Raw genomic sequence first — 21,664 nt, forward strand, 5'->3', positions numbered from 1 at the left:
GGGTTTTCTATTTGTTTGATGAACCTGCAAATCGGACGCCAATTGAGTTTAGTAATCGTACATTAATAGGTATGTTATTAATAACTTTCAGCCTTATTGTCGGTTTTATGTGGAGTGCCATTGTAGTCTTATTAGTTGTTTTATCCAATCTTTGTTTAAAATTGTCTAGAGTTCATTCATAATCGATTTTTCTAAAACAATTGCTTGTTAATGATTGTCCCCGATTATAATACATATTTACGTAATTGCTATTCATATAGATAAGGATAGTGTTATATTTGTTAAAAAGTTCTAATTTCAGTTGTAGAAAGAGAAGTGCTCAAATTGAAATTTCTCAAACAATTTCATCCATTAGTTTGGATCATTTTAGGCGGTACAGTTTTTACACGTATCGCAAGTTTTATGGCTATGCCATTTTTAGCGCTTTATCTACATAAAGATTTAGGAGTCGGGCCGTTACTCATTGGTATTACGATAGGGGTTGCGCCATTACTATCAACTATTGGGGGCTTCATTGGTGGTTATTTGACTGATCGATTTGGTAGAAAACGAGTCTTGTTAATTACTGTTTTTGTATGGAGTACAGTGTTTATTGGATTTGCTACGACAAATATAGTAGCTCTTTTCATAGTCTTAAACGCTATTAATGGTTTATGCCGCTCGTTTTTTGAACCAGCAACACAAGCATTGATGATTGATTTTACTCCGCAAGAAAAAAGAAAACGCCTCTTTTCATTGCGTTACACAGCGATTAATATTGCAGCTGTTATAGGTCCAATTGTTGGCGTATATATTGCCAGCATGTCTAGTCCAAGTGTGCCTTTTCTATTTACAGGATTTATGTACTGCGTATATGGGGTCTTTTTGATCAGTGTATTGAATCGTTATGAAATGAAACAGCAAAAATTAGAGTCACAAATTCAAATACATCATATGTTTCGGATTATTTTATCGAATCGGAAAATGCAGTTGTTTGTTGTAGGTGCTATTCTAATTAACTTTGGCTATTCTCAATTCGATTCCACATTACCTCAATTGGTTGAATTGACTGTTGAGAACGGTGTAAAACTGTACTCACTATTAATTGCGCTTAATGCAGCTGTCGTTCTTATTTTGCAATTACCGATTAGTATCTATTCTGAGCGCTACTCAACTAAATTTACATTATTAATGGGTATTGGATTTTTTGTAGGGGGATTAGTGTTATTTGGAGTGGCAAATAGTAGTCTCATGTTTATTATTGGGATGGTATTTTTTACAATTGGTGAAATTTTCGTATTCCCTACAATGAATGTCCTTATTGATGAAATTGCACCTGAAACGCAAAAGGCAAGCTTCTTAGGGGCTGCCCAATTCAAAAACTTAGGAAGTTTCATAGGACCAGTAATTGGAGGTTGGTTGTTATTGCATTTTCAAGATCAACTTTTTCTTTTGGTAGCAATTATTGTACTATGTAGTGCAGCTTTTTATAAATCTGCGATGAATATAAAACATTAGGGATAATACAATTAGAAGAACAAAGAACACTAATAAAGCTACTCTACAATTTGTAGGGTAGCTTTTATTGTATATTCACCATACAAGATTTTTTAATCCTCGAGTAGTCTGCAAATATAAATCATTTGAATACTATTAGCATTTAGTGCGTTTTTATCCCAATCACCGTAGACATGCAGTATTTCAAATCCATGTTGTTGTAACAATCTTTCCATTTCAAGTGGAAAAGAGAACCTAAGAGAAATGTTGTCTTCTTCCTTAGCTATTAATGTTTCGTCACGATATATGTGTCGTTTTGTCTGACAATGAAGGATTTGTGTTAATACATCATATTCATCACGATGATACTCAACTACATCTTCCCCATGATTGTTTGTATATGATTGCTCGTATTCATCAATCTTTGATATCTCATGTAATAACGGATTTCGTGTGTCAAAAATAAAAACGCCATTAGTAATAAGGTGTTTCTTTACGGAATGCAATAAAGCATCTTGTGAATTGTTTGTTAAAAAGTGTTGAAAAGAATTGCCTGTTATATATATCAGTGAACTCTTAACAGACAAACTTAATGCTGTACAATCTTGCTTGTAAAAATTAATAGTGACACCTTGTGCTATCGATTTTTGTTTCGCTAGATTTAACATACCTTCATGTAAGTCCACTCCAACCATCGAAAAATTACGTTTCGCCATAGGAATCGTTAACCTTCCAGTACCACATGCTAATTCAATTATCGGATGTTCATCAAATTTAGCCCATTCTAAAATTAAATTTAAGTCATTCTTATAATTATCATAAAGATAATCATACTGTTTTGGATCTGCATATTTTTCAAAATTGTTCTCAAATATATTTTCCGTCATATAACTTTACCTCTTCTATCATGATTTAGTTGTGTTACAGATTCTGTGATAGAAAAAGCATTCTCATAAACTACTTTTCCATCACCTTAGTATTGTTTAACATTTAAATCACTCCTTTCAAATCCATATACTTAATAATATCATAATTGTTTTTAATTGGTATATTTCTATTGTTTGCTAACACTCACAAAACAACTTATTTTAAGGTTTTACTTTATCTAAATAGGTGGATAATTTTAGTTTCACTAACCCAATTCTTTTACCTTGATTCTTCATCAATAAAAAGGTAAATTAATATGTACCATTATAGAACTGTTCGTAATGGAACTGTTTGGAGTGGAAGGAGTGGGGATTTTGAGTCTCGAAAAAGACGCTGTTTTAAGGTCTGAAAAGCTATTACATTCATTTTGGCATGTCAACCATTGTATTAGAAGAATAGTGCAACGAACGGCCTTGGAAAATGATCTTACTGTTCCTCAATATGCGCTATTAATAACGCTTGCACCATTTGAAGAAATGACACAAAAGCAGCTAGGGAAAGCAACATTTTTTCCTAAAAGTACATTAAGCCAAGCTGTTGATGGACTTGTGCAAGCAGAATTGATAATGAGGAATCCAGTAGAAGATAATCGACGCGAAATGCTATTGACCCTTAGTGAAAAAGGTCAAATGCTTTATGACAAGATACAAAAACAAGAAAGTAGTATTCTACAAGTTTTTGAAACTGCTACTGAGTTATTAAGCGAAAAGCAATATGATGATCTTCTAACATCACAACGCCAAATTACTACGTTATTAGAAGAAGTCATAGAAAGAGGAGAATGATTAAAGTGGTTAAACTACTAAAAAACTTAACAGTTTATAAGTGGATTGTTCTAGCGGTGATTGGACTTGTATTCATTCAATCTATGGCGGATCTGTATTTGCCTACTCTTATGTCAGACATTATCGATAAGGGAGTAGTTGTAGGTGATACGAAGTATATTTGGAAAATTGGCGGAATAATGCTAATAGTGGCTGCATTCGGAGTGTGTGCTTCGATTGTGGCGAGCTATTACTCATCAAAAGCGGCAATGGGATTTGGGCGTGATATTCGCCGAAAAGTGTTTAATCATGTTGAAGAGTTTTCACTTCAAGATTTTGATGAAGTAGGAACAGCATCACTAATTACAAGAACTACAAATGATATTACGCAAGTACAGCAAGTAGTGATTATGTTGCTACGAATGGTCGTAAGTGCACCGATAATGTTTGTCGGTGGATTAATAATGGCGTTATCTAAGGATGCCAAATTATCTCTCATTATCGTTGCAACGATACCTGTATTATTGGGTGCAGTGCTTCTCATAATGACTAAAGGTATACCACTCTTTAAATTAGTCCAAACACGTTTAGATCGATTAAATTTAGTGTTGCGTGAAAATTTAACTGGGATACGAGTGATTCGTGCTTTTAATCGTGAAAAACAAGAGAAAGTACGGTTACAAAAGGCTAATAAAGATTTAATGGACGTTTCTATCAAAGTTAATAAGATAATGGCATTTTTAATGCCAGTAATGATGCTGGTCATGAACTTAACTGTTGTTGGTATCATTTGGTTTGGTGGAATTCGTATCGATAACGGTGGCATGCAAATAGGGGACTTGATGGCTTTTATTCAATACGTCATGCAAATTATGTTCGCACTTGTTATGGCATCAATGATGTTTGTTATGGTTCCGCGAGCTGCGGTATCTGCTAAGCGCATTAATGAAGTACTTGAAAAGAAACATACAATTCTTGATGAGGGATCTAAAGCGGTTAATCGTGAGCAAGGAACTCTAGAGTTTGACAATGTCTCCTTTACTTATCCAGGAGCAGAGGAGCCTGTTTTATCGAATATTAGTTTCCGCGCGAAATCAGGTGAAATTACTGCGATTATTGGTGGAACTGGTGCTGGGAAATCAACGCTTGTGAATTTAATTCCTCGTTTATATGATGTGACTAGTGGTACGATTCGAGTTAATGGCGTGGATTTAAAAGAGGCATCAATCGATGAAGTACGTTCGAAGATTGGATATGTCCCGCAAAAAGCACTGCTCTTTACTGGCACGATTGCTGAAAATATTCGCTTTGGTAAAGAAAATGCTTCGCAGGAAGAGATTGAACATGCTGCACGCATAGCCCAAGCAGAAGATTTTATTAGTAAAATGGATAATGGTTATGAATCTGAAATCTCACAAGGTGGTTCAAATGTATCTGGTGGTCAAAAACAGCGACTATCGATTGCACGAGCTTTAGTAAGAAAACCGGATATTTATGTTTTTGATGATAGCTTTTCAGCGCTTGATTATAAAACAGATGCAAGTCTACGTGCAGCTCTAAAAGAAGAAACTAAAGATGCAACAATGTTACTTGTTGCACAGCGTGTAAGTACTGTAGTTGATGCAGATAGTATCATTGTTTTAGATAAAGGAAAAATAGCTGGCATTGGTACACACAAAGAGTTGCTTATAGAAAATGATGTGTATCGTGAAATCGTTAAATCACAGCTCTCAGAGGAGGAAATCGCATGAGTAAGCAGAGAAATACGCAACCTCAAGGCGGCGGTCCAATGGGGAATGGCGGCAGTATGATGATGGCTGGACAAAAGGCTAAAGACTTTAAAGGTACGTTTCGTCGTCTACTTAGCTTTTTAAAACCACAAAGTCGTCAATTAATAATCGTGTTATTGGCGGCCATTATGAGTACTGTTTTTATGGTTGTTGGGCCGAAGATAATGGGGAATGCGATTACTAAATTATTTGAAGGGGCATATAGCAAATTCAAAGGGATTCCAGGTGCGGAAATTGACTTTCATACAATCGGTCAGCTTTTACTCTTACTAGCTGGACTATATGTAATAAGTAGTTTGTTTTCGTATATTCAACAATACATCATGTCTAGTGTCGCTCAAAAAACGGTTTATAATTTAAGGACAGAGATCAATGAAAAGCTAGAGAAGCTTCCGCTTAAATACTATGATGGACGTGCGAATGGTGAAACTCTAAGTAGGGTCACGAATGATATTGATACCATTGGTAGTACATTACAGCAAAGTGTGACACAGTTTATCACATCAATTGTAACGATTGTTGGAATCATCATCATGATGTTAACAATTAGCCCGCTGCTGACGTTAATATCAATTGTAAGTCTACCACTCTCAATTTTCGTTATTAAACCAATTTTGAAAAGGTCACAAAAGCACTTTGCAGATCAACAAAAAACACTTGGGCAGTTGAATGGTCATATTGAAGAAATGTACACAGGTCATCAAGTAGTGAAGGTTTTTGGTCATGAGAAAAAAGCGGTAGCAGAGTTCGATGAAGTAAATGAAAAATTGTATCAAGCAGGACGTAAAGCGCAGTTTATCTCGGGAATGATCATGCCGTTAATGTCTTTCATCGGAAATTTAAGTTATGTCATTATTAGTGTTGTTGGTGGTATTTTAGTAACGCAACGTGCCATCTCAATCGGTGATATACAAGCATTTATTACGTATACACGTCAATTCACACAGCCAATTGCACAAACAGCAAACATTGCAAACATTATCCAGTCAACAATTGCAGCTGCAGAACGCGTCTTTGAATTGTTAGATGAAGAAGAGGAAATAAAAGAAGTGACAGCTTCCAATTTAACACAAGCAAAAGGCGCTGTTACATTTGAACAAGTTAGTTTTGGATATGGCAATGAATTATTAATAGAAGACATGAACATTGAAGTACTTCCAGGTCAAACAGTTGCGATTGTAGGTCCAACTGGAGCTGGTAAGACGACACTAATTAATTTGTTAATGAGATTCTATGAGTTAAATGATGGGAAAATCAAAATTGATGGTATTGATACACGTAACATATCACGTGAAAACCTTCGCAAAACATTTGGTATGGTGCTTCAAGATACTTGGCTCTTTAACGGTACGATTAAAGAGAACTTGGCTTTTGGGAAGGAAAATACGACTGATGAAGAAATATTCGCGGCTGCCAAAACAGCTCGTGCAGATCACTTCATTCGTACCCTCCCAGATGGATATGACACAGTGTTAAATGAAGAAGCATCCAACATTTCTCAAGGACAAAAGCAGCTTTTAACAATTGCTAGAGCAGTGCTTACTGATCCTCCAATTATGATTTTGGATGAAGCAACTTCAAGTGTTGATACGCGTACAGAATTGTTAATCCAACAAGCGATGAATCGTTTAATGGAAGGACGAACTAGTTTCGTTATTGCACATCGTCTTTCAACTATCAGAGATGCTGACTTGATTTTAGTGATGGACCAAGGAAAAGTAATCGAACAAGGAACACATCAAGATCTGTTAGAAGAAGACGGATTTTATGCTGACTTGTATAACAGTCAATTTTCTAATAAAGAAGCTATGTAAAAAATGTAAAAGCCTTGATTCTAACTTGGAATCAAGGCTTTTTAACATTAGAAGGATGTAATTATCAGTAATATTAGAATTGTAAAAAATAATAAATGACAATATAATAAAAAGAATAGCTTAATATATTTGCAGAAATTACAGTCCGAATAACTTGATGAAAAGCGGAGGTAAGCAATGAACATTTCTTATAAATTAATGTCGTCAATTAGCTTTCAAGAAGCACATGAATTATTTAATAGAGGATTTGAAGGTTATTTATTACCGATGAATTTATCTTTTGAAACATTCATTAGTAAGTTTGGAAATGAAGGTTTATCTCCGTCGCTCTCAGTCGTTGCGTATGATGGTATCGAGCCTGTAGGATTTGTACTGCAAGGGATTAGAGAAGTAGATGGTCAGAAGGTTTCATGGAATGGCGGAACCGGTATTGTTCCCGAATATCGAGGGAAGAAGTTGGGCTTTTCTTTAATGCGAGAGGCGGAGAAAGTATTAATAGACAACAATGTTTCTGTAGCTACATTAGAAGCACTTTCAGAAAATAGACCTGCCATATCGTTATATGAGAAATGTGGTTACAATGTAATTGATGATTTGCTCTTTTTATCTTCAGATGGAATATTAGTTGGTCAGTTACCGAATTTAAAAGACTATGAAATATTAAGATTTCCTACGGTGCAAGCTATAGGTTCAGACTTATTTCCAGCTATTGTACCGTGGCAAACGGATGCTAGCAACACGCCTAAAATAGGTGGAGAAACTGTGGTGATTACAAGAAATGGAGAGGTGCAAGCCGCAAGTCTTATTCGAAAAAAACAAGTATTCGGTAAAGAAACGGAAAGTATTACTTTGTTTCAAGTAACTGAAAATGGTGATGAAAATGCACTAAATACATTACTTGCATATGCTTTAGAATATGACAAACCTATAAATCGCTCTACTTATAACTTTTTAAAAGGGAATGGACGAACAGTTTCATTATTAATGGAAAAGGGATTTGAAAAGACTCCAGTATCACAAGTTTTCATGACAAAAACGTTTTAATATAACTAACCAGTTCATCACTTAAATAAAGTGACTGAACTGGTTGTTTTTATGATGATCACCTATCAATACAGTGTTTAATAACATACTTAGAATCGCTATAAATACAGCTTTCCCTTAAGACTCACTTAAAAGGTTTCCGTACAATGTGTCATAAATGACAGTGTGAATTCGTTATAAGGGTAAAGGAGGAATCTTAGCCACGCCGATTTTTTCGCTCTAAAAAATCGAAAAGTTGGTTAGTAATTTATCAAATTAATGTTACTTTGATACGAAAGCATTTGATACCGATGAACAAAGCCTAAAAACGTTTGCTGCAGAAAGTTGCATATTTTCTGTTCTAGAAACAAATAGCTCGGTCTGAAAAAATGCCCAATTAATATAAAATAAGTATTTTAAAGGAACTTATGCTTTTTTATTTCGTTTTGTAATCATAAGTGCTTGTAGCGAAAAGATATTATCTAGTGAAGAGGGAGCAATAGTAGAGGTGCTTAACAAAATGGATGTTGAATTTAACGACCTACACTCCATATTGATCAGATTGGGCAGTTATTTAGGACAAAGGGTACTATAAATAAAAATGGTTCAAACGATGAAAAGGGTGATTCATTAACATTTGATTTACTTCCTGAAGACCTAGTGTTTAATAAAAATGTAACCATTGAAGCTGATAAGAAAAGAAGGTTTAGAAAATACAAACTTCCGTCTTAATGATGTGGACATCTCCAGATTATTCAAAGGGAGAAACGAAATCAGTTTGAACTTGTTGCTGAGAAATTCTCAACTTTACGCTTCACCTAAAGGACTAGGATTTGAAGAACACAGAGGCAGAAAAATTTCACAAGGGGAAGGGTTAATATTGCAAATTAGAAATTCGGCAAAAGCAATAATATTTAAAGAATCAAAAGTTTTATTAACTAAACATTATTATTTGGACGGTTTCTTTTATATTTTCCCTGGTGGTGGACAGGAACATGGAGAAACCCTTAGCGAATCCGTTGTAAGAGAATGTTTGGAGGAAGTAGACGAAAAAGTAGTCGTAAAGCAATTATTACACATTCGTGAATATATAGGGAAAAATCATGAATAAGCTGAAATACATGAACAAGTTCATCAAGTAGAATTTTATTTTATTTGTAAATTAGTTAATGACATGAAAGAACATAAAAATCCTTCTAATCCAGATTCACATCAAGTTGGTATCGAATGGATAGATGTAGAAAATTTGATGAATTATCGAATTTATCCTAAATCAATTAGAAAATATATCATCGATTATTCAAATGGAATAAATAGATCTGTATATTTAGGTGATAATAATTAATGTAACTTTTGTAAAATGTTAGGTAATGTAAACTCGATAAGCGAAATATAAATGGTTCTACATTTTTATAGATCCAACTGTATTTTTCATGCATTAATATTAATCTTCGGAACATGACGTATTACAAGTCAAGCCCTTCAATCAACGGATCGAAGGGCTTGTTAGTTATTTTAAACGGATTCATTCATTTCTTTTGCTTTTTCACTTCGTTGACTTTTTGCTTTTCGGAAGTGAAGAGACTCGTAAATAACTGGAATAACCACAAGTGTCAGTAATGTGGCCATTGTTAATCCACCAATTACGACGATTGCAAGACTACTTGATACTAAGCTAGTAGACTCGGCCTTTTTAAATAATAATGGAATCATCGCACAAACTGTTGCCATAGCCGTCATCAAGATTGGACGCATTCTAGTAGTTGCTGCTTCTACGAGTGCATCACGAATGATCATTGTTCGTTCATTTTGTTTGACGCGGTCTAACAAAACAATAGCGTTCGTTACTACAATTCCAATTAACATTAAGGCACCAAGTAATGCCGTAACGTCAACAGTAATTCCACTAATTAATAGGCCGAGAATCGCCCCAATCGCTGCTAATGGGAGTGAACATAATATAGCAATTGGTGCACGGAATGTCTTAAAGGTTACAACCATAATTAAGAACACGATTCCAATTGACACAAGCATAGTGATAAATAGATCAGAGAAATCGTCTGCTTGTTGTGCACTAGCACCACCAATATATACTTTTACTCCAGATGGAATCTTCATTCCTTTTACATCTTTCTTACCAAAGATAGTTTTCGTAATCTCTTCATTGACCTTTGATAGCTGTTCTGGATCAGCATTTGCGGTAATACGTACATACGAATTCCCATCTTTATGGATTATGTTTGTTGGCTTCTCTTCTTGTTTTAACGTCGCTACTTTGGATAACTGCTCCATTCCTGTAGGTGTAGCAACTAACATTTTGTTTAAGTCATCTTCCGTTTTTGGATTCAAAAGAGGCTCTAACATAATTGCGGTTGGCTGTGAAGCAATGGTCGCCATCCCAATAGGTGTTCGATTTAGAAAGACACCTAATTGCTGAGAAATTTGCGTTGCATTTCCTTCTGCAGCTTTCACTTCAAAAGAATAGACCATTTTTTTTGCATCCTGATTTGTTGTTACCTTTTCAATACCTTTTATTTCCTCAATCTTTTCCTTTACATTAGTTGCAGTTTCTTCAATCTGCGTTAAATCGTCGCCCATAACATCAATCGTAATAGGTGTAGATGACCCTGACATAAAGGAAGCTGTATCTACAGTTAGTTCGGCACCTACATACTCTTTCTTTTGCTTTTCAAGTCTTTCGAGCATTTGTTCAGAATCTTTACTATCCTTTAACATGATCATGATTGTTGCAAGAGTTGGAGAATTTACCCCCCCGAATCTCGCGGCGTCTTCTGTATTACCAAGCTGTGTATATTCATATTTCACTTCATCTTGTGAATGGATGAATTCTTCAAGGCGAAGTGTATTTTCTTTTACTTTTTCAAGTGGTGTATCATTTGGGTACTCTAAAGTTGCTTGAATAAAATCAGCTGTCGATTTATCAACCTCTCCTTTAGGCATTGCAAAATATGTCCCAACTGACCCTGCAAGTAATAATAAAGAGAGCAGATATACAACCCATTTATGGTTTAATGTCCATGTTAAAAAGCGTGAAAAACGTACTGCTGGCTTATGTACCGCCAGTTTACTATTTTTCAACAAGGCAGAACTCATTAGCGGTACAACAGTAACTGCCACAATTAACGACGCAAGTAAAGAATACGTTATAGTTAAGGCAAATGGCATTAAAAAGTCTTGTAAACCTCCACTAACTAATCCGATTGGTAAGAAAACGGCGACAGTTGTTAATGTAGATGCTAATATAGCTGTTCCTACTTCTTTTGTCGCTTCTACAACTAAACTAATTGAGAATTTCTCCTTTTGCATTTTGCGGAAAATATTCTCAATAACGACTATACTATCATCAACAAGTCTACCAACTGCTACCGCTACTCCACCTAGTGTCAAAATGTTCAATGAGACTCCTGACATCCATAGTAGAAACAGTGTAAAAGCTAGAGAAAGCGGAATTGAGACAATCGTGATAAATGTTGAACGAAGGTTTCTTAAAAATAGAACAATTACGATAGTGGCGAATAGTGCACCCAATAATACCTCCTTCATCATTGTATTAACGGAACCTTCAATTATATCTGCCGTCGACATAATAACATTACTTTGGACGTTACTATATTGTTTATTCATTTTCTTTGATACTTCAGCAATTGCTTTTCCTGTACTTACTGCGTTAGCATTGCTTTCTTTCGTCATAATAAGAATCAAGGCATCCTTACCGTTTACACGAGTAAGAGAAGTATTTGGCTTATTAATGCTTACTTTTGCTACATCCATCAGTTTAACATCGGGTGCAATGGTTAGTTGTTTAATGTCTTTCATCGATTTCAATTTTCCAACGATTTTGATGTTACTAGCTTTTTCATCAATCGTTTTTTCCCCGACTGAAGCAGAAAGGTTTTGATCTTGAAGTGCCGTCATAATGTTCTCAACTGATAATTGTTTTTCTGCTAATAACTTATTATCTATTTTTATAGATACATATGAACTCTCAGTACCAAACGTTTGCACGTCTGCGACACCTTTTATATCTTTATACATCGGAATGATTTTTTTCTTCGCAAATTCGCTGTTACTTTGTGTTAATTCATCCTTAAAGGTAATGGAAACATCTGCGATTGGAATCATCGATGTATTAAGTTGAATGATTGAAGGTTTTTGAATATTCTTAGGTAATGTCACCGTTGCAAGAGCTTCTTGCACTTCTTGCTTGGCATCTTTCATATTCGTTTTTGATTCAAAAAATATATCAACTTTTGAAAATCCATCTCCTGTTGTGGAGAAAAAATCTTTCTTCCCTTTAACAGATCCCACGGCCGCTTCAATTGGCGACGTGACCTGTTCTTCCATCGAATTAGAATCGACTCCTTGCCCCAATGTAACAATCGTTATTTGTGGTTGATCAGCTGATGGCAAAAACTCCATTGGTAATTTGAAGTAGCTAACACCACCTAGTAGTAAGACAAGGATTGTAACTAATGTAATGGCCGCTTTATTCTTGAAGGACCATTTGGTAAACAAAGACATATTAAAAATCTCCTTTCCCGTACTCCTGCATTTTTCACTTAACTCAACATAAGGATTTCTCTCTCTTATTTGTTTTTTTCCTCCTGTATTTAATTGTAATTCTTTGGGATTTTGAGAATAATAGACCAGAGCAGGTGGTTTTTCTAAGTCTTAAGACTGATTTTTTATCAAAAGAGGGACCAATTGAAGATTCTTTGATTTGTATGTACATATTCAACTTAACAAAATAAAAATATAAGAATTAATAATTTTAGGCAATTTTAACCTTGGTAGGATAGTACTCATAATGTGTTTTGGTGCTCATCTCCAATAGGTTTAGCTTTATTTCCAACGGGTGCTAGCAACACGCCTAAAATAGGTGGAGAAGTTGTGGGATTAAAAAAAATGGAGAAAAGGGGATGGACGCACAGTTTCCATTATTAATGGAAAAGGGATGAAAAGAGACTCCAGTATCAAAAGTTCTCATGACAAAAATGATTTAATAAAACCAGTTCATCACTTAATAAAGTGTGATCTGACCCAAGAAAGTTAGACATATTTAGTTAAGCAGCTTCTAAGACCAGAGTTCGGTATTCCACCGGGCTTAGGTCTTTTAATTTTTCCTTCATTCGTTTGTGATTGTAATAGTGAATATAATCTGCGAGCTCCTGTTCAAAATGTGCCATGGATTCAAATTCTTGTAGGTAAAGGAGTTCAGATTTTAATAAGCCAAAGAAGTTTTCGATGACTGCGTTGTCCAAACAATTGCCCTTACGGGACATACTCTGCGTAATTCCATGTTGCTTTAATGTTCGTTGATACTTTTGCATTCGATAGTGCCAACCTTGGTCCGAATGAAGGATGACTTGATTACCTGATTGAAGGCGCTCCAATGCTTGTTCTAACATATCATGGACTAGTTTATACACTGGACGATTCATTACCGTGTAGGCAATGATTTCACCATTACACAAATCAAGTACCGGTGATAAATAGCGTTTCTCACCAAATAGATGGAACTCTGTCACGTCTGTTACCCATTTCTCGTTCATCTTCTCCGCTGTAAAATCACGTTGTAATATGTTTGGGGCAGTTTTCCCGACATTTCCTTTATACGAACGATATTTCTTCATACGGACTGCACATTTTATGCCAAGGGCATTCATCAAACAGTTAATCGTTTTAGGATCATGATGAAAGCCGTATTTTTTCAATTCTTTGGCAATCCGACGATAACCATAACGTCCCTTATGTTCATGGTAAATGGAATGAATTGCGACTTTTACATCCGCGTATTTATCAGTACGATTCAAACGCTTTTCCCAATAATAATACGTGCTACGTGGAATATCAGCGACTTTGATTAATTCCACTACTTCATAGATTTCCTTTAGTTCATAAATTACTTGCGCTTTGATTTGATTGGTAATTTTTCTTGCATTTGAACTAAAGCATTCAACTTTTTTAAGTACGCATTCTCCATTTCTAATTGTTTTATACGTGCCTCTAATGCCCCGACAGATCCTTTAGCTGATGTTGGTTTCGTTGTTCTTTTTGTTTCTTTTTTCATGGATGGACGCCCCTTTTTCTTAGAAACAAGGGCATCATAACCACCAAACTCAAACTTCCTTCGCCATTTTCGAATCATGCCAGGAGATGAAATGTTAAATAGTGCAGCTGCGTCAATTGAAGATGTACCTGTTTCGTTCATATAATTTAGTACATTCATTTTATATTCAGCGGAATATTTTGTATAGGACTTTAAGAAAGTCTCTACACCATTTTCTTTATAACGGCGAACCCATTCACTGACAACCCGTTTTGTGATTCCGATATCTTTCGCGATTTCACTCATGGATTCATATCCATTTAAGTATCGTTGAACTGCTTGAATACGTTGTTCAGCACTTACTTTTGTCATAAAAAACCCCCGTAAAAGTTAGAGTGGTGTCTAACTTTTACGGGGCAGTTCATAACTCAGTCTTCCGTATTACAATACGTTCATTGAATCATTTCATGTAATGTTAAAAAAATGAACGCGTACTATGGCAGCTTTGAAACGGTACGAGGGGCCCTATTCAAGTGAATATTATCGGATTTTCAATTAGCATTTGAAGTAACCGCATCTTTAGTTTTGAAGGAATTCTAGAAGCTCCAAATTTGTAAAAGAACCATTTAATGTGATAAGTCACGATTCGCGGTAAGCAATGATGGAATAAAAAACAATGGGTATAGCAACAGATAGAGATTTGGTATCCACCACATTGGATCAAAGTCAAGCTTAATAATCCAAAAAACAATAGCCTGTAACCCAGAACAAAAGGTTAATGTGAGTGATATTAACGTAAAGTATTTCCAGTTTGGGGTTTTTATTCTATGTAAATAAATACTTATGAAACCAGTTAAAGAAATAATAATATCAAGTGGTAAAAATGACCAATTCCAGATCACTAATAATTCATTTTGATAATCTTGATATAAATACTCTTTAGGTATTAATTCTAATAAAGTTATTAACCAATAAAGAATAAAACCAATATCTGTAATTAAAAATAAAATTTTTAAAGTTTTATTCATACAAGTGCCTCCATTCATTTGATGAAAAACAAATACATTACAATTTTTGTCTCACGAATGTTGTATTACCATTAACTAGTCCTATTTATAAACACTGTTTTTGTGTTCAACATGCTCACTAATAGAATTTTTTCTATGATGTTGTTCTTCAAGGTTAAGTCCAACAACACCAAGAATGATTAATACAATTGAGATTGTTTTTAGAACTGTAACCTGTTCGGAAAAGAAGAAGATACCGATGATTACCACTAAGGCAGTTCCAACGCCAGACCATATAGCATAGGCTATACTAACTTCAATGCCTTTTAAAGCAAAATTCAAGAGAGACAAGCTAACCAAATAAAATGCAAATAGTAATATTGAGGGAAGAAATTTACTGAATCCAGAAGATAACTTCATGGTTATTGTTCCTGCCACTTCGGCTAATATTGCCAGTAATAATAAAATCCAATGCATGTTTCATCAACCTTCCTGTTTAAGTATTCCTACCATAAGGATTTCCGTCATTTCCTGAAGTGTTTCAAGAAGGCTAACTTTATTTTCGTATCTTGATGAATGCTCCATTATTCGATAAAGACCTCCAATATATAAATCTATAAAAATTTCCTTGTTAAAGGGGCGTATTTTTTCTGTTAAAACTCCTTCGTTAATTAATGAAACTATGCTTTCCCATTGTTCATTAATAAATTGATCAAGAATTTCCCATTGTTTTGGATAATACCGTTGAAGTTCCTCTAGATGACTTAGTTGGGCAAACTGAAAATTGACAGGAATCAAAATGAGACATTTTTTAAGTTTTTCTAAAATATCTATGGTTGGGTCGCACATGATTTCTTTTTCTTTTACTTTTAGTTCATAAATTGCCTGATTTATAATATCCCTTATTAGTTCATCCTTTGAAGGATAGTATCCATAAAGTGTTTTGGTACTCATTCCTAGTTGTTTTGCTAACTCACTCATAGTAAACCGGAATCCTTTTCTCTCAAATTCTCTTCGTGACCAATCCAATATTCTTCCTTTCAATACCTTCACCTCTTCATAGGAAAATTAAAAAAACAATACATTTTCCTGATTTTCTATTAAATAATATAATTCTTTGTATAAAATGTCAATTTATCTTAATGGGATTTTTTTATAGATTAACTGACTTCACTAAAATGGAAATGGTAACGAATCTATTTTTAATAATCTGTATTCATTAGCGTATTACCAAAAAGCTGACCAAGAAAGGGTGACAGTCTCTCTATAAAATAAATTGAGTAATAGGAAATTTGAACGAATTCTCTATATCATATTGGTAAGGTGATACTTATAGATGATATTATGGGGAATTGGTTATTCTAGTATTTAGAGCGAAAATATTCAATACCAAACAGTTTCATTTAAAAAGTGATGCAATAAATAAAGACTTGATTCCATAAAGGAGTCAAGTCTTTTTGTATGATGTAGAATATGATATTCCCTAACTAACAAGCTTAGTGAAAGGGAAAATGAGAACTACAAAAATCGGGCAACAATAGCGAAGACAACAATGAGAAGTAAAAACCCAATAAGCGTATATCCTATTAAACGAATGCCTTTTGGCTGTTGTTGTAAATGCATTTTCTTATGAGATGGAGAGCCCATTATTTGATTATCAGACCTCATCGGATCAAAAATTGTATCGTCATTTGAATTAAATTTACTTGATTCATCTTGAATAATTTGTCTATTTTCTTCCATCGTATTCCCTCCCTAAATAGGTTGGAATGAAACAACTTAATACATTTCCAATTCATTCTAATTATACTTAATATTTATTGGTAGGTGTAATAGGAATTCTAAATTTGTGTAGTATTGCTCGATAAATTTTAAGTAAAGCATCTTATATAGATTTTTATTAAAGTCATGACGTTGGTAATAAGGAAAACATCATAAATGATATTTTCGTATAGCTTCATTTACTTTTTCACTTAAATCGATTAATCCATGTGCTAGTATTTATTCATCATCAGACGCTATTTATGCAGCAAATCCAATTTTATTAAATTAATAATTTTAGAAGAAATGTAAAATATATATATTTTGAACTTACTGCTATTTAACTAATGATGCAGGTTAATGGAAGAAGATAAAAGACTCATTTATGCCATATAATTCCTCGTGTGGGTAAATGTGATAAAATCGAAGAGGTGTAAAAGTAATAGAAGCTTGGCAGGTTTTTCTGGGGCTAGGTTCACTTGAGGCTAAATGTATTCTTTTTTCTGTCACGATTTTTGGGATAATCAGAGGATAGAAAAACAGGCAGATGCCTTTATGAAAGAAAGTGAAAAGTTGGAAAAATACGATATTATAACGGTCGGTGTACAGGCTCATGAACCACAGATTAAAATCTATGTCTCTGGATAGAAAAAAACGTAATGAAATCACCCACTCTATGGTTCAAATTGCTAAACAGCTAGGCATGGATGATTTGAAGTCGTGTTTAAAGTAGTAAATGATGAACACCCAGTTTTCGATTGAAAGCCTTGCTAAATTTTATTCTTGAATGAATGGGGGATTAATCTTGTTTGCTTCTGTTGAATTTATCGTAATTTATTTTCCTATTGCTATTTCATTATTAAGCATTTGGGGGTTGTATTGGGCATTTAACAACAAGAGAAAAGGATATTTTTTGCCGTTGGTTACAGTGAATGTAGGCATCATAACTCATTATGTAGGTTTGATATCAATTAGGGGCTTTAGCGGTATGGGCGTTAGTATGATAGGTGCAATTATTCTTGTAATAAGCTTAATAATCTTAACTTTAATGTTAATTGTCGATTTGAAAATTAGAAAAGTGAACTGAACTATTGAATTAAATAATGATATTCTTCAACTATCGGAGGCGTTACTTGAAGCGCACTGAGCTGTTTAGACAGTTCTTATTTTTATTCAATTTTAAGGGGAGGATAGTTCAATAAAGAATTGAAATTGATGGGAGGAAATTGTAATGATAGTTAATACAAAAGAATTTTTTATTCATAATTTACTATATATAGTGAGGTCAGCAATTGAAACTGATGCGAAAAACCTATCTGAAATAAGATTGCAGATAGATGGTGAAACAGAGAATTTAGATAGAGAAAAAGGTGAGGCGTACATAAATGAATCAGGTTTTAAACAAATAATTAAAGATGATACAGAAAGTGATAGTAATCTATTTTTAGTTGCTGAAGTTAATCAAAGAATTGTAGGTTTTTCAAGATGTGAAGGGAACAAATTGAAAAGAACTTCTCATAAAGTGGAATTTGGAGTCTGTGTATTAAAAGAGTACTGGGGATATAGAATGGGTACAAATTTATTAAAAGAATCTATTCAATGGGCAGATTCAAATGGAATAAAGAAAATGACTTTGAATGTTCTTGAAACCAATGAAAAAGCTATGATGACGTATCAAAAATATGGTTTTGAAGTGGAAGGTATTTTAAACAAGGATAAACTTCTATCTGACGGAAATTACTATAATACCATTTTAATGAGTAGGTTTAATGAATAAGGATTAATGAACAAACAAATTTCAAAATTTGCTGAACTAACATGTTGTTTGAGTTGAAGATTATAGGGCTGCTTGGATGGTTCTTTTTTCTTATTCAACTAAGAAGCAGGATAGGTGAAAATCAATTTCGGTGAGCCGTATCATATTGGTGGTTGAGGTCGGGGTTAAAACAATTACCTTATCTACAAAATTGTTATTTTCACAGTTTGGAATCAGTACGATTATTTCAGTTTCTCCACTCGTGACTTTTTTTGCGGATTTAGTGTGGGAACCTCTCAAACTAAATGGGCATAAGCTGATAATATATGTCGATTTGAAAGGATGTTTTGTACATGTTTCCTTATCTCCAAAAAACTTATCAATTTCCATATTCCGATTATAGGTTTATGCCCGGCGGGTATTATTACTCCCCTTATTCTGAAAGATGTTGGCTCTGCAACAGTGACCTCGAATCGGATGAAAGATACCATTTATCCGCACAGCAACGGCTTACCTTCGTGCTAGTGCATGGTTCTTGGGCTGACGGTCATTTCTGGGACGGCGTAGCGGCGGTGCTGCGCAGTAGAGGGCATGCCGTCTATACGCCGGAATACGCAGGTCACGGCAAAGATCCGAATAAAAATGTCACGCATGCGATGATCACGAGGTCCGTCGTTGATTTTATAACGAAACTGAACCTACGCAACTTTGTTCTCGTCGGGCACAGCTTCGGCGGAACTGTCATCCAAAAGGTTGCAGAACAGGTACCGGATCGCATAAAGCGCCTTGTCTTCTGGGACGCGTTCGTACTGAAAGACGGCGAATCGGTTGTCGACGAGTTCCCGGCTCAGATGAGGCAAAGTTTCGAGCTACTCAGAGCTGGCTCAATGGACGATACGATCATGCTTCCATTTTCACTGTTTCGAGATTTTTTCGTCAATACGGCCACTTTAGAGGAAGCTAAACAGATGTATGCAAGCGTCACTCCGGAACCGGCTAAGCCACTTTTCGAGAAGTTGGATCTTAAAGCATTCTACGCTCTGTCTACGCCCAAAAGCTATCTCTATTTCTACCAAGACAACGCATTGCCACAAGGGGAGGGCTTCGGCTGGCATCCGCATATGTCAATACGGCTAGGCCAGTCCCGTCTAATCGTCGGGGACGGTGACCACTTTACGGATTCGCGTACAAGACCGGCTATGCTGGCGCAAAAGATTTACGAGGCGGGTAGGGACTGACATGCAGTAAGAGCATTTTATTGTGTGGTCAGAACAAGAACGAGCTTTAATCCTCCAAGATTCAGGAATTGATAGAAAAGGAAACAAGAGCTATTTAAAAAGGCCATACTTTGCAGGGTACCTCTTTAAGTATTAGTATTATCTAATTAACTAACATTCTCTTGTTCAACTAACGAGGGCGTTTCTACAATAGGAACGCTTTTTTTGCTTACCTGGTGGGTTAGTAAAGTAAGGAAAAAAATTTTACATTACAGGGGGGATCATAAATATAAGGAGATAAACTGTGGGCACAATGTTATAAAGGGAGACTGGCCGCCTCCCTCTATCCAAATTTAACGGTAGTAATATCCTAAGCCAACATAAGTTTTCCAGTCACAACCGTGGCCAGTACTTGTACTAGGACTTCTACCGCCATCATTCTCCCAGCGATCAATTTCCCAGCACTCATCGTCCCAGCCGTCCGGTATTCCTCCGCCACTTGCAGGGGTACCAGTTCCCACTACTGAAATAATCACAATATCAACATTGACATTTTATACATCATCCTTTTTTGGAAAATTCATATCTATACCTATATTATGTAATGTATATGTTTTAGTTCATCGCCTATACATAATCAATCATTATTTGAGCAAGAAGAGATGGTAATAAAAAGTCTTGTTGATAGGTTTCTAAATTGTGTTCATGAAAAAAACTATACCAATATTATTAGAGTACTTAGGAATTTGTTAAATGAAATAAAAGCATCACATCGATTAAAAAAATATGAAGAATTCAAAAGAAAAAAATAAAGTTTATTCAATTCCTGAAAAGAATGGATATAACTTTGATCCAAGTTTATTATTCCGAGTGATTAATGAAACAGTTCTTTTTCTTCCAAAATTAACAATTGGCAAGGAAAAAAGTTCGAGATGTCCGATATTTTTAGCTATCAATTCAGGAACTATGGTTATCCCCATTCCAGCGGTTACAGCTCCAAAGATAAAATCACCGAAGGCTACCTCGCTTATAATGTTAGGCTTGTGGCCAAGTGTTTCTATTTGTTTAATTATATGCTTCCTTGTATCACAAGGAGCTTGATGAGTGATTAGTGGTTCTTCGCACAAATCAGTAAGCTCAACCGTTTTTTTTGATTTGAATCTATGATTTGAAGGAAACACCGCATAATAAGGTTCCGTAAACAATTCGCGACTCCACAACGATTCTCCAGTATATAAAGTATCAACAAAGACTGCATCAAGTCTTCCTTCTTGTAAAGACTGTAACAGTTCGCTTGAAGTATTTTGAATCATTAATGTCAAGGGTCTATCCAATAGCTGAAGTCCCTTAATCCTTGAGGGTAAATAGTAAGTAGCTAAACTGGGGAGACTGCCTATAGCTATAGGGTTATTCCTGCAAAATTGCTGTAATTCTTGGCGAATTACGGCTAATTCAGCAATAACAGGTGTAATTCGAGTATGGAAATGTTCACCAGCTTCCGTCAGTTCAATACCAGCTGGCGTCCTATGAAACAAAACAATGTTAAGATTGTTTTCTAAATTTTGGATATGTTTACTCACTGCTGGTTGGGAAAGATTATTTGCTTTTGCAGCTTTAGAAAAACTTTTCTGTTTAGCGGCTTCAGCAAAGCTTTGTAACCACTCTATATTCATTGCACTCACTCCATATGTCATAACGATTTGTTATATCCTTATAAAATAATGATTGTTCCTTATTTAATGCTTATTTGATACCTTTTTAAAAGAGGAACATGTTTTAACTATAACATAATGTTATAGGTTATCGTCTAATACGGTTCATTTTTAGACTAGAATGAACAAAGGTGAAACTGGTAACTGAGCATTGAATTAATTGACATAATATAAGGAGGAATATTGGTGAAAATGCTAACCGCAGACAATCTTTTGTTGCATGGAGTCCACATCTATGGGGAGGTTTGGCACCTCAATGTCGGCTCATCACATCCTTAGGGAAATTAGCAAGGGATGATTATATGGATTCCTTGCTAATTTGATAGAAGCATAGATAAAAACAAATT

At 35.0% G+C, this 21,664-nt stretch carries 19 protein-coding genes; 10 read left to right on the forward strand and 9 right to left on the reverse strand.

All coding sequences use genetic code 11. The annotated features are described in order from the left end of the window. The first annotated feature begins 11 nt into the window (after positions 1-11). Together ACZLO7_RS10960 and ACZLO7_RS10965 are read left to right on the forward strand one after the other, a co-directional pair. A complete protein-coding gene (locus ACZLO7_RS10960) occupies positions 12-182 on the forward strand; it encodes a hypothetical protein (protein WP_464939800.1) in 171 nt (56 codons plus the stop codon). Positions 183-324: 142 nt separating this feature from the next. Next, positions 325-1,497, forward strand: coding sequence for an MDR family MFS transporter (locus tag ACZLO7_RS10965; RefSeq protein ID WP_464939801.1), 1,173 nt, complete (start codon positions 325-327; stop codon positions 1,495-1,497). 92 nt (positions 1,498-1,589) lie between these two features. Here the strand turns inward: ACZLO7_RS10965 and ACZLO7_RS10970 are convergent, their stop codons facing one another. Beyond that, on the reverse strand, positions 1,590-2,363 hold the full coding sequence (locus tag ACZLO7_RS10970; protein WP_464939802.1) for a class I SAM-dependent DNA methyltransferase: 774 nt from the start codon (positions 2,361-2,363) through the stop codon (positions 1,590-1,592). Between the two features lie 354 nt (positions 2,364-2,717). Here ACZLO7_RS10970 and ACZLO7_RS10975 point away from each other — a divergent pair, with 354 nt between their 5' ends. The 5 genes from ACZLO7_RS10975 (at position 2,718) to ACZLO7_RS10995 (ending at position 8,905) form a co-directional block, all read left to right on the forward strand. Next, positions 2,718-3,188 carry a MarR family winged helix-turn-helix transcriptional regulator gene (locus ACZLO7_RS10975; protein WP_464939803.1) on the forward strand — a complete coding sequence of 157 codons (471 nt, stop codon included), beginning with the start codon at positions 2,718-2,720 and terminating at the stop codon, positions 3,186-3,188. A 5-nt stretch (positions 3,189-3,193) separates the two neighbouring features. After that, on the forward strand, positions 3,194-4,918 hold the full coding sequence (locus tag ACZLO7_RS10980; RefSeq protein WP_464939804.1) for an ABC transporter ATP-binding protein: 1,725 nt from the start codon (positions 3,194-3,196) through the stop codon (positions 4,916-4,918). Then, on the forward strand, positions 4,915-6,771 hold the full coding sequence (locus tag ACZLO7_RS10985; RefSeq protein ID WP_464939805.1) for an ABC transporter ATP-binding protein: 1,857 nt from the start codon (positions 4,915-4,917) through the stop codon (positions 6,769-6,771). Before ACZLO7_RS10980 ends, ACZLO7_RS10985 begins: the two co-directional genes overlap by 4 nt. A gap of 177 nt (positions 6,772-6,948) precedes the next feature. Then, on the forward strand, positions 6,949-7,815 hold the full coding sequence (locus tag ACZLO7_RS10990) for a GNAT family N-acetyltransferase (protein WP_464939806.1): 867 nt from the start codon (positions 6,949-6,951) through the stop codon (positions 7,813-7,815). Between the two features lie 859 nt (positions 7,816-8,674). After that, a complete protein-coding gene (locus ACZLO7_RS10995; protein ID WP_464939807.1) occupies positions 8,675-8,905 on the forward strand; it encodes an NUDIX domain-containing protein in 231 nt (76 codons plus the stop codon). A gap of 404 nt (positions 8,906-9,309) precedes the next feature. On the opposite strand, the gene ACZLO7_RS11000 is transcribed toward ACZLO7_RS10995, so the two are convergent. From ACZLO7_RS11000 to ACZLO7_RS11025, 6 genes are all read right to left on the reverse strand, one after another. After that, positions 9,310-12,336, reverse strand: coding sequence for an efflux RND transporter permease subunit (locus ACZLO7_RS11000; protein ID WP_464939808.1), 3,027 nt, complete (start codon positions 12,334-12,336; stop codon positions 9,310-9,312). A 542-nt stretch (positions 12,337-12,878) separates the two neighbouring features. Continuing rightward, positions 12,879-14,236, reverse strand: a protein-coding gene (locus tag ACZLO7_RS11005) for an IS3 family transposase (RefSeq protein WP_511261410.1) whose coding sequence is annotated in 2 segments (ribosomal slippage) — positions 12,879-13,783 and positions 13,783-14,236 — 1,359 coding nt in all. Because the reading frame shifts where the segments join, the coding sequence is not laid out codon by codon here. A gap of 254 nt (positions 14,237-14,490) precedes the next feature. After that, entirely contained in the window at positions 14,491-14,892 is a 402-nt protein-coding gene (locus ACZLO7_RS11010; protein WP_464941375.1) for a DUF5360 family protein, read from the reverse strand. Positions 14,893-14,973: 81 nt separating this feature from the next. Then, positions 14,974-15,348 carry a DMT family transporter gene (locus ACZLO7_RS11015; protein ID WP_464941374.1) on the reverse strand — a complete coding sequence of 125 codons (375 nt, stop codon included), beginning with the start codon at positions 15,346-15,348 and terminating at the stop codon, positions 14,974-14,976. Positions 15,349-15,354: 6 nt separating this feature from the next. Continuing rightward, a complete protein-coding gene (locus ACZLO7_RS11020) occupies positions 15,355-15,915 on the reverse strand; it encodes a TetR/AcrR family transcriptional regulator (protein ID WP_464941373.1) in 561 nt (186 codons plus the stop codon). Between the two features lie 474 nt (positions 15,916-16,389). Continuing rightward, positions 16,390-16,614, reverse strand: a complete 225-nt coding sequence (locus tag ACZLO7_RS11025; RefSeq protein ID WP_464941372.1) for a hypothetical protein — start codon at positions 16,612-16,614, stop codon at positions 16,390-16,392. An 823-nt stretch (positions 16,615-17,437) separates the two neighbouring features. Here ACZLO7_RS11025 and ACZLO7_RS11030 point away from each other — a divergent pair. From ACZLO7_RS11030 to ACZLO7_RS11040, 3 genes are all read left to right on the forward strand, one after another. Next, complete coding sequence (locus tag ACZLO7_RS11030; protein WP_464941370.1) at positions 17,438-17,719, forward strand: YesK family protein; 282 nt, start codon at positions 17,438-17,440, stop codon at positions 17,717-17,719. A gap of 144 nt (positions 17,720-17,863) precedes the next feature. Next, complete coding sequence (locus ACZLO7_RS11035) at positions 17,864-18,409, forward strand: GNAT family N-acetyltransferase (protein ID WP_464941369.1); 546 nt, start codon at positions 17,864-17,866, stop codon at positions 18,407-18,409. 332 nt (positions 18,410-18,741) lie between these two features. Next, positions 18,742-19,626, forward strand: a complete 885-nt coding sequence (locus tag ACZLO7_RS11040; RefSeq protein WP_464941368.1) for an alpha/beta fold hydrolase — start codon at positions 18,742-18,744, stop codon at positions 19,624-19,626. Positions 19,627-19,958: 332 nt separating this feature from the next. On the opposite strand, the gene ACZLO7_RS11045 is transcribed toward ACZLO7_RS11040, so the two are convergent. Then, a complete protein-coding gene (locus ACZLO7_RS11045) occupies positions 19,959-20,141 on the reverse strand; it encodes a hypothetical protein (protein ID WP_464941367.1) in 183 nt (60 codons plus the stop codon). A 279-nt stretch (positions 20,142-20,420) separates the two neighbouring features. After that, positions 20,421-21,278 (reverse strand): LysR family transcriptional regulator, encoded by an 858-nt coding sequence (locus tag ACZLO7_RS11050; protein WP_464941366.1) that lies wholly within the window; start codon positions 21,276-21,278, stop codon positions 20,421-20,423. Positions 21,279-21,664 lie beyond the last annotated feature (386 nt).

It is taken from the genome of Viridibacillus sp. d25.2 (assembly GCF_055456015.2).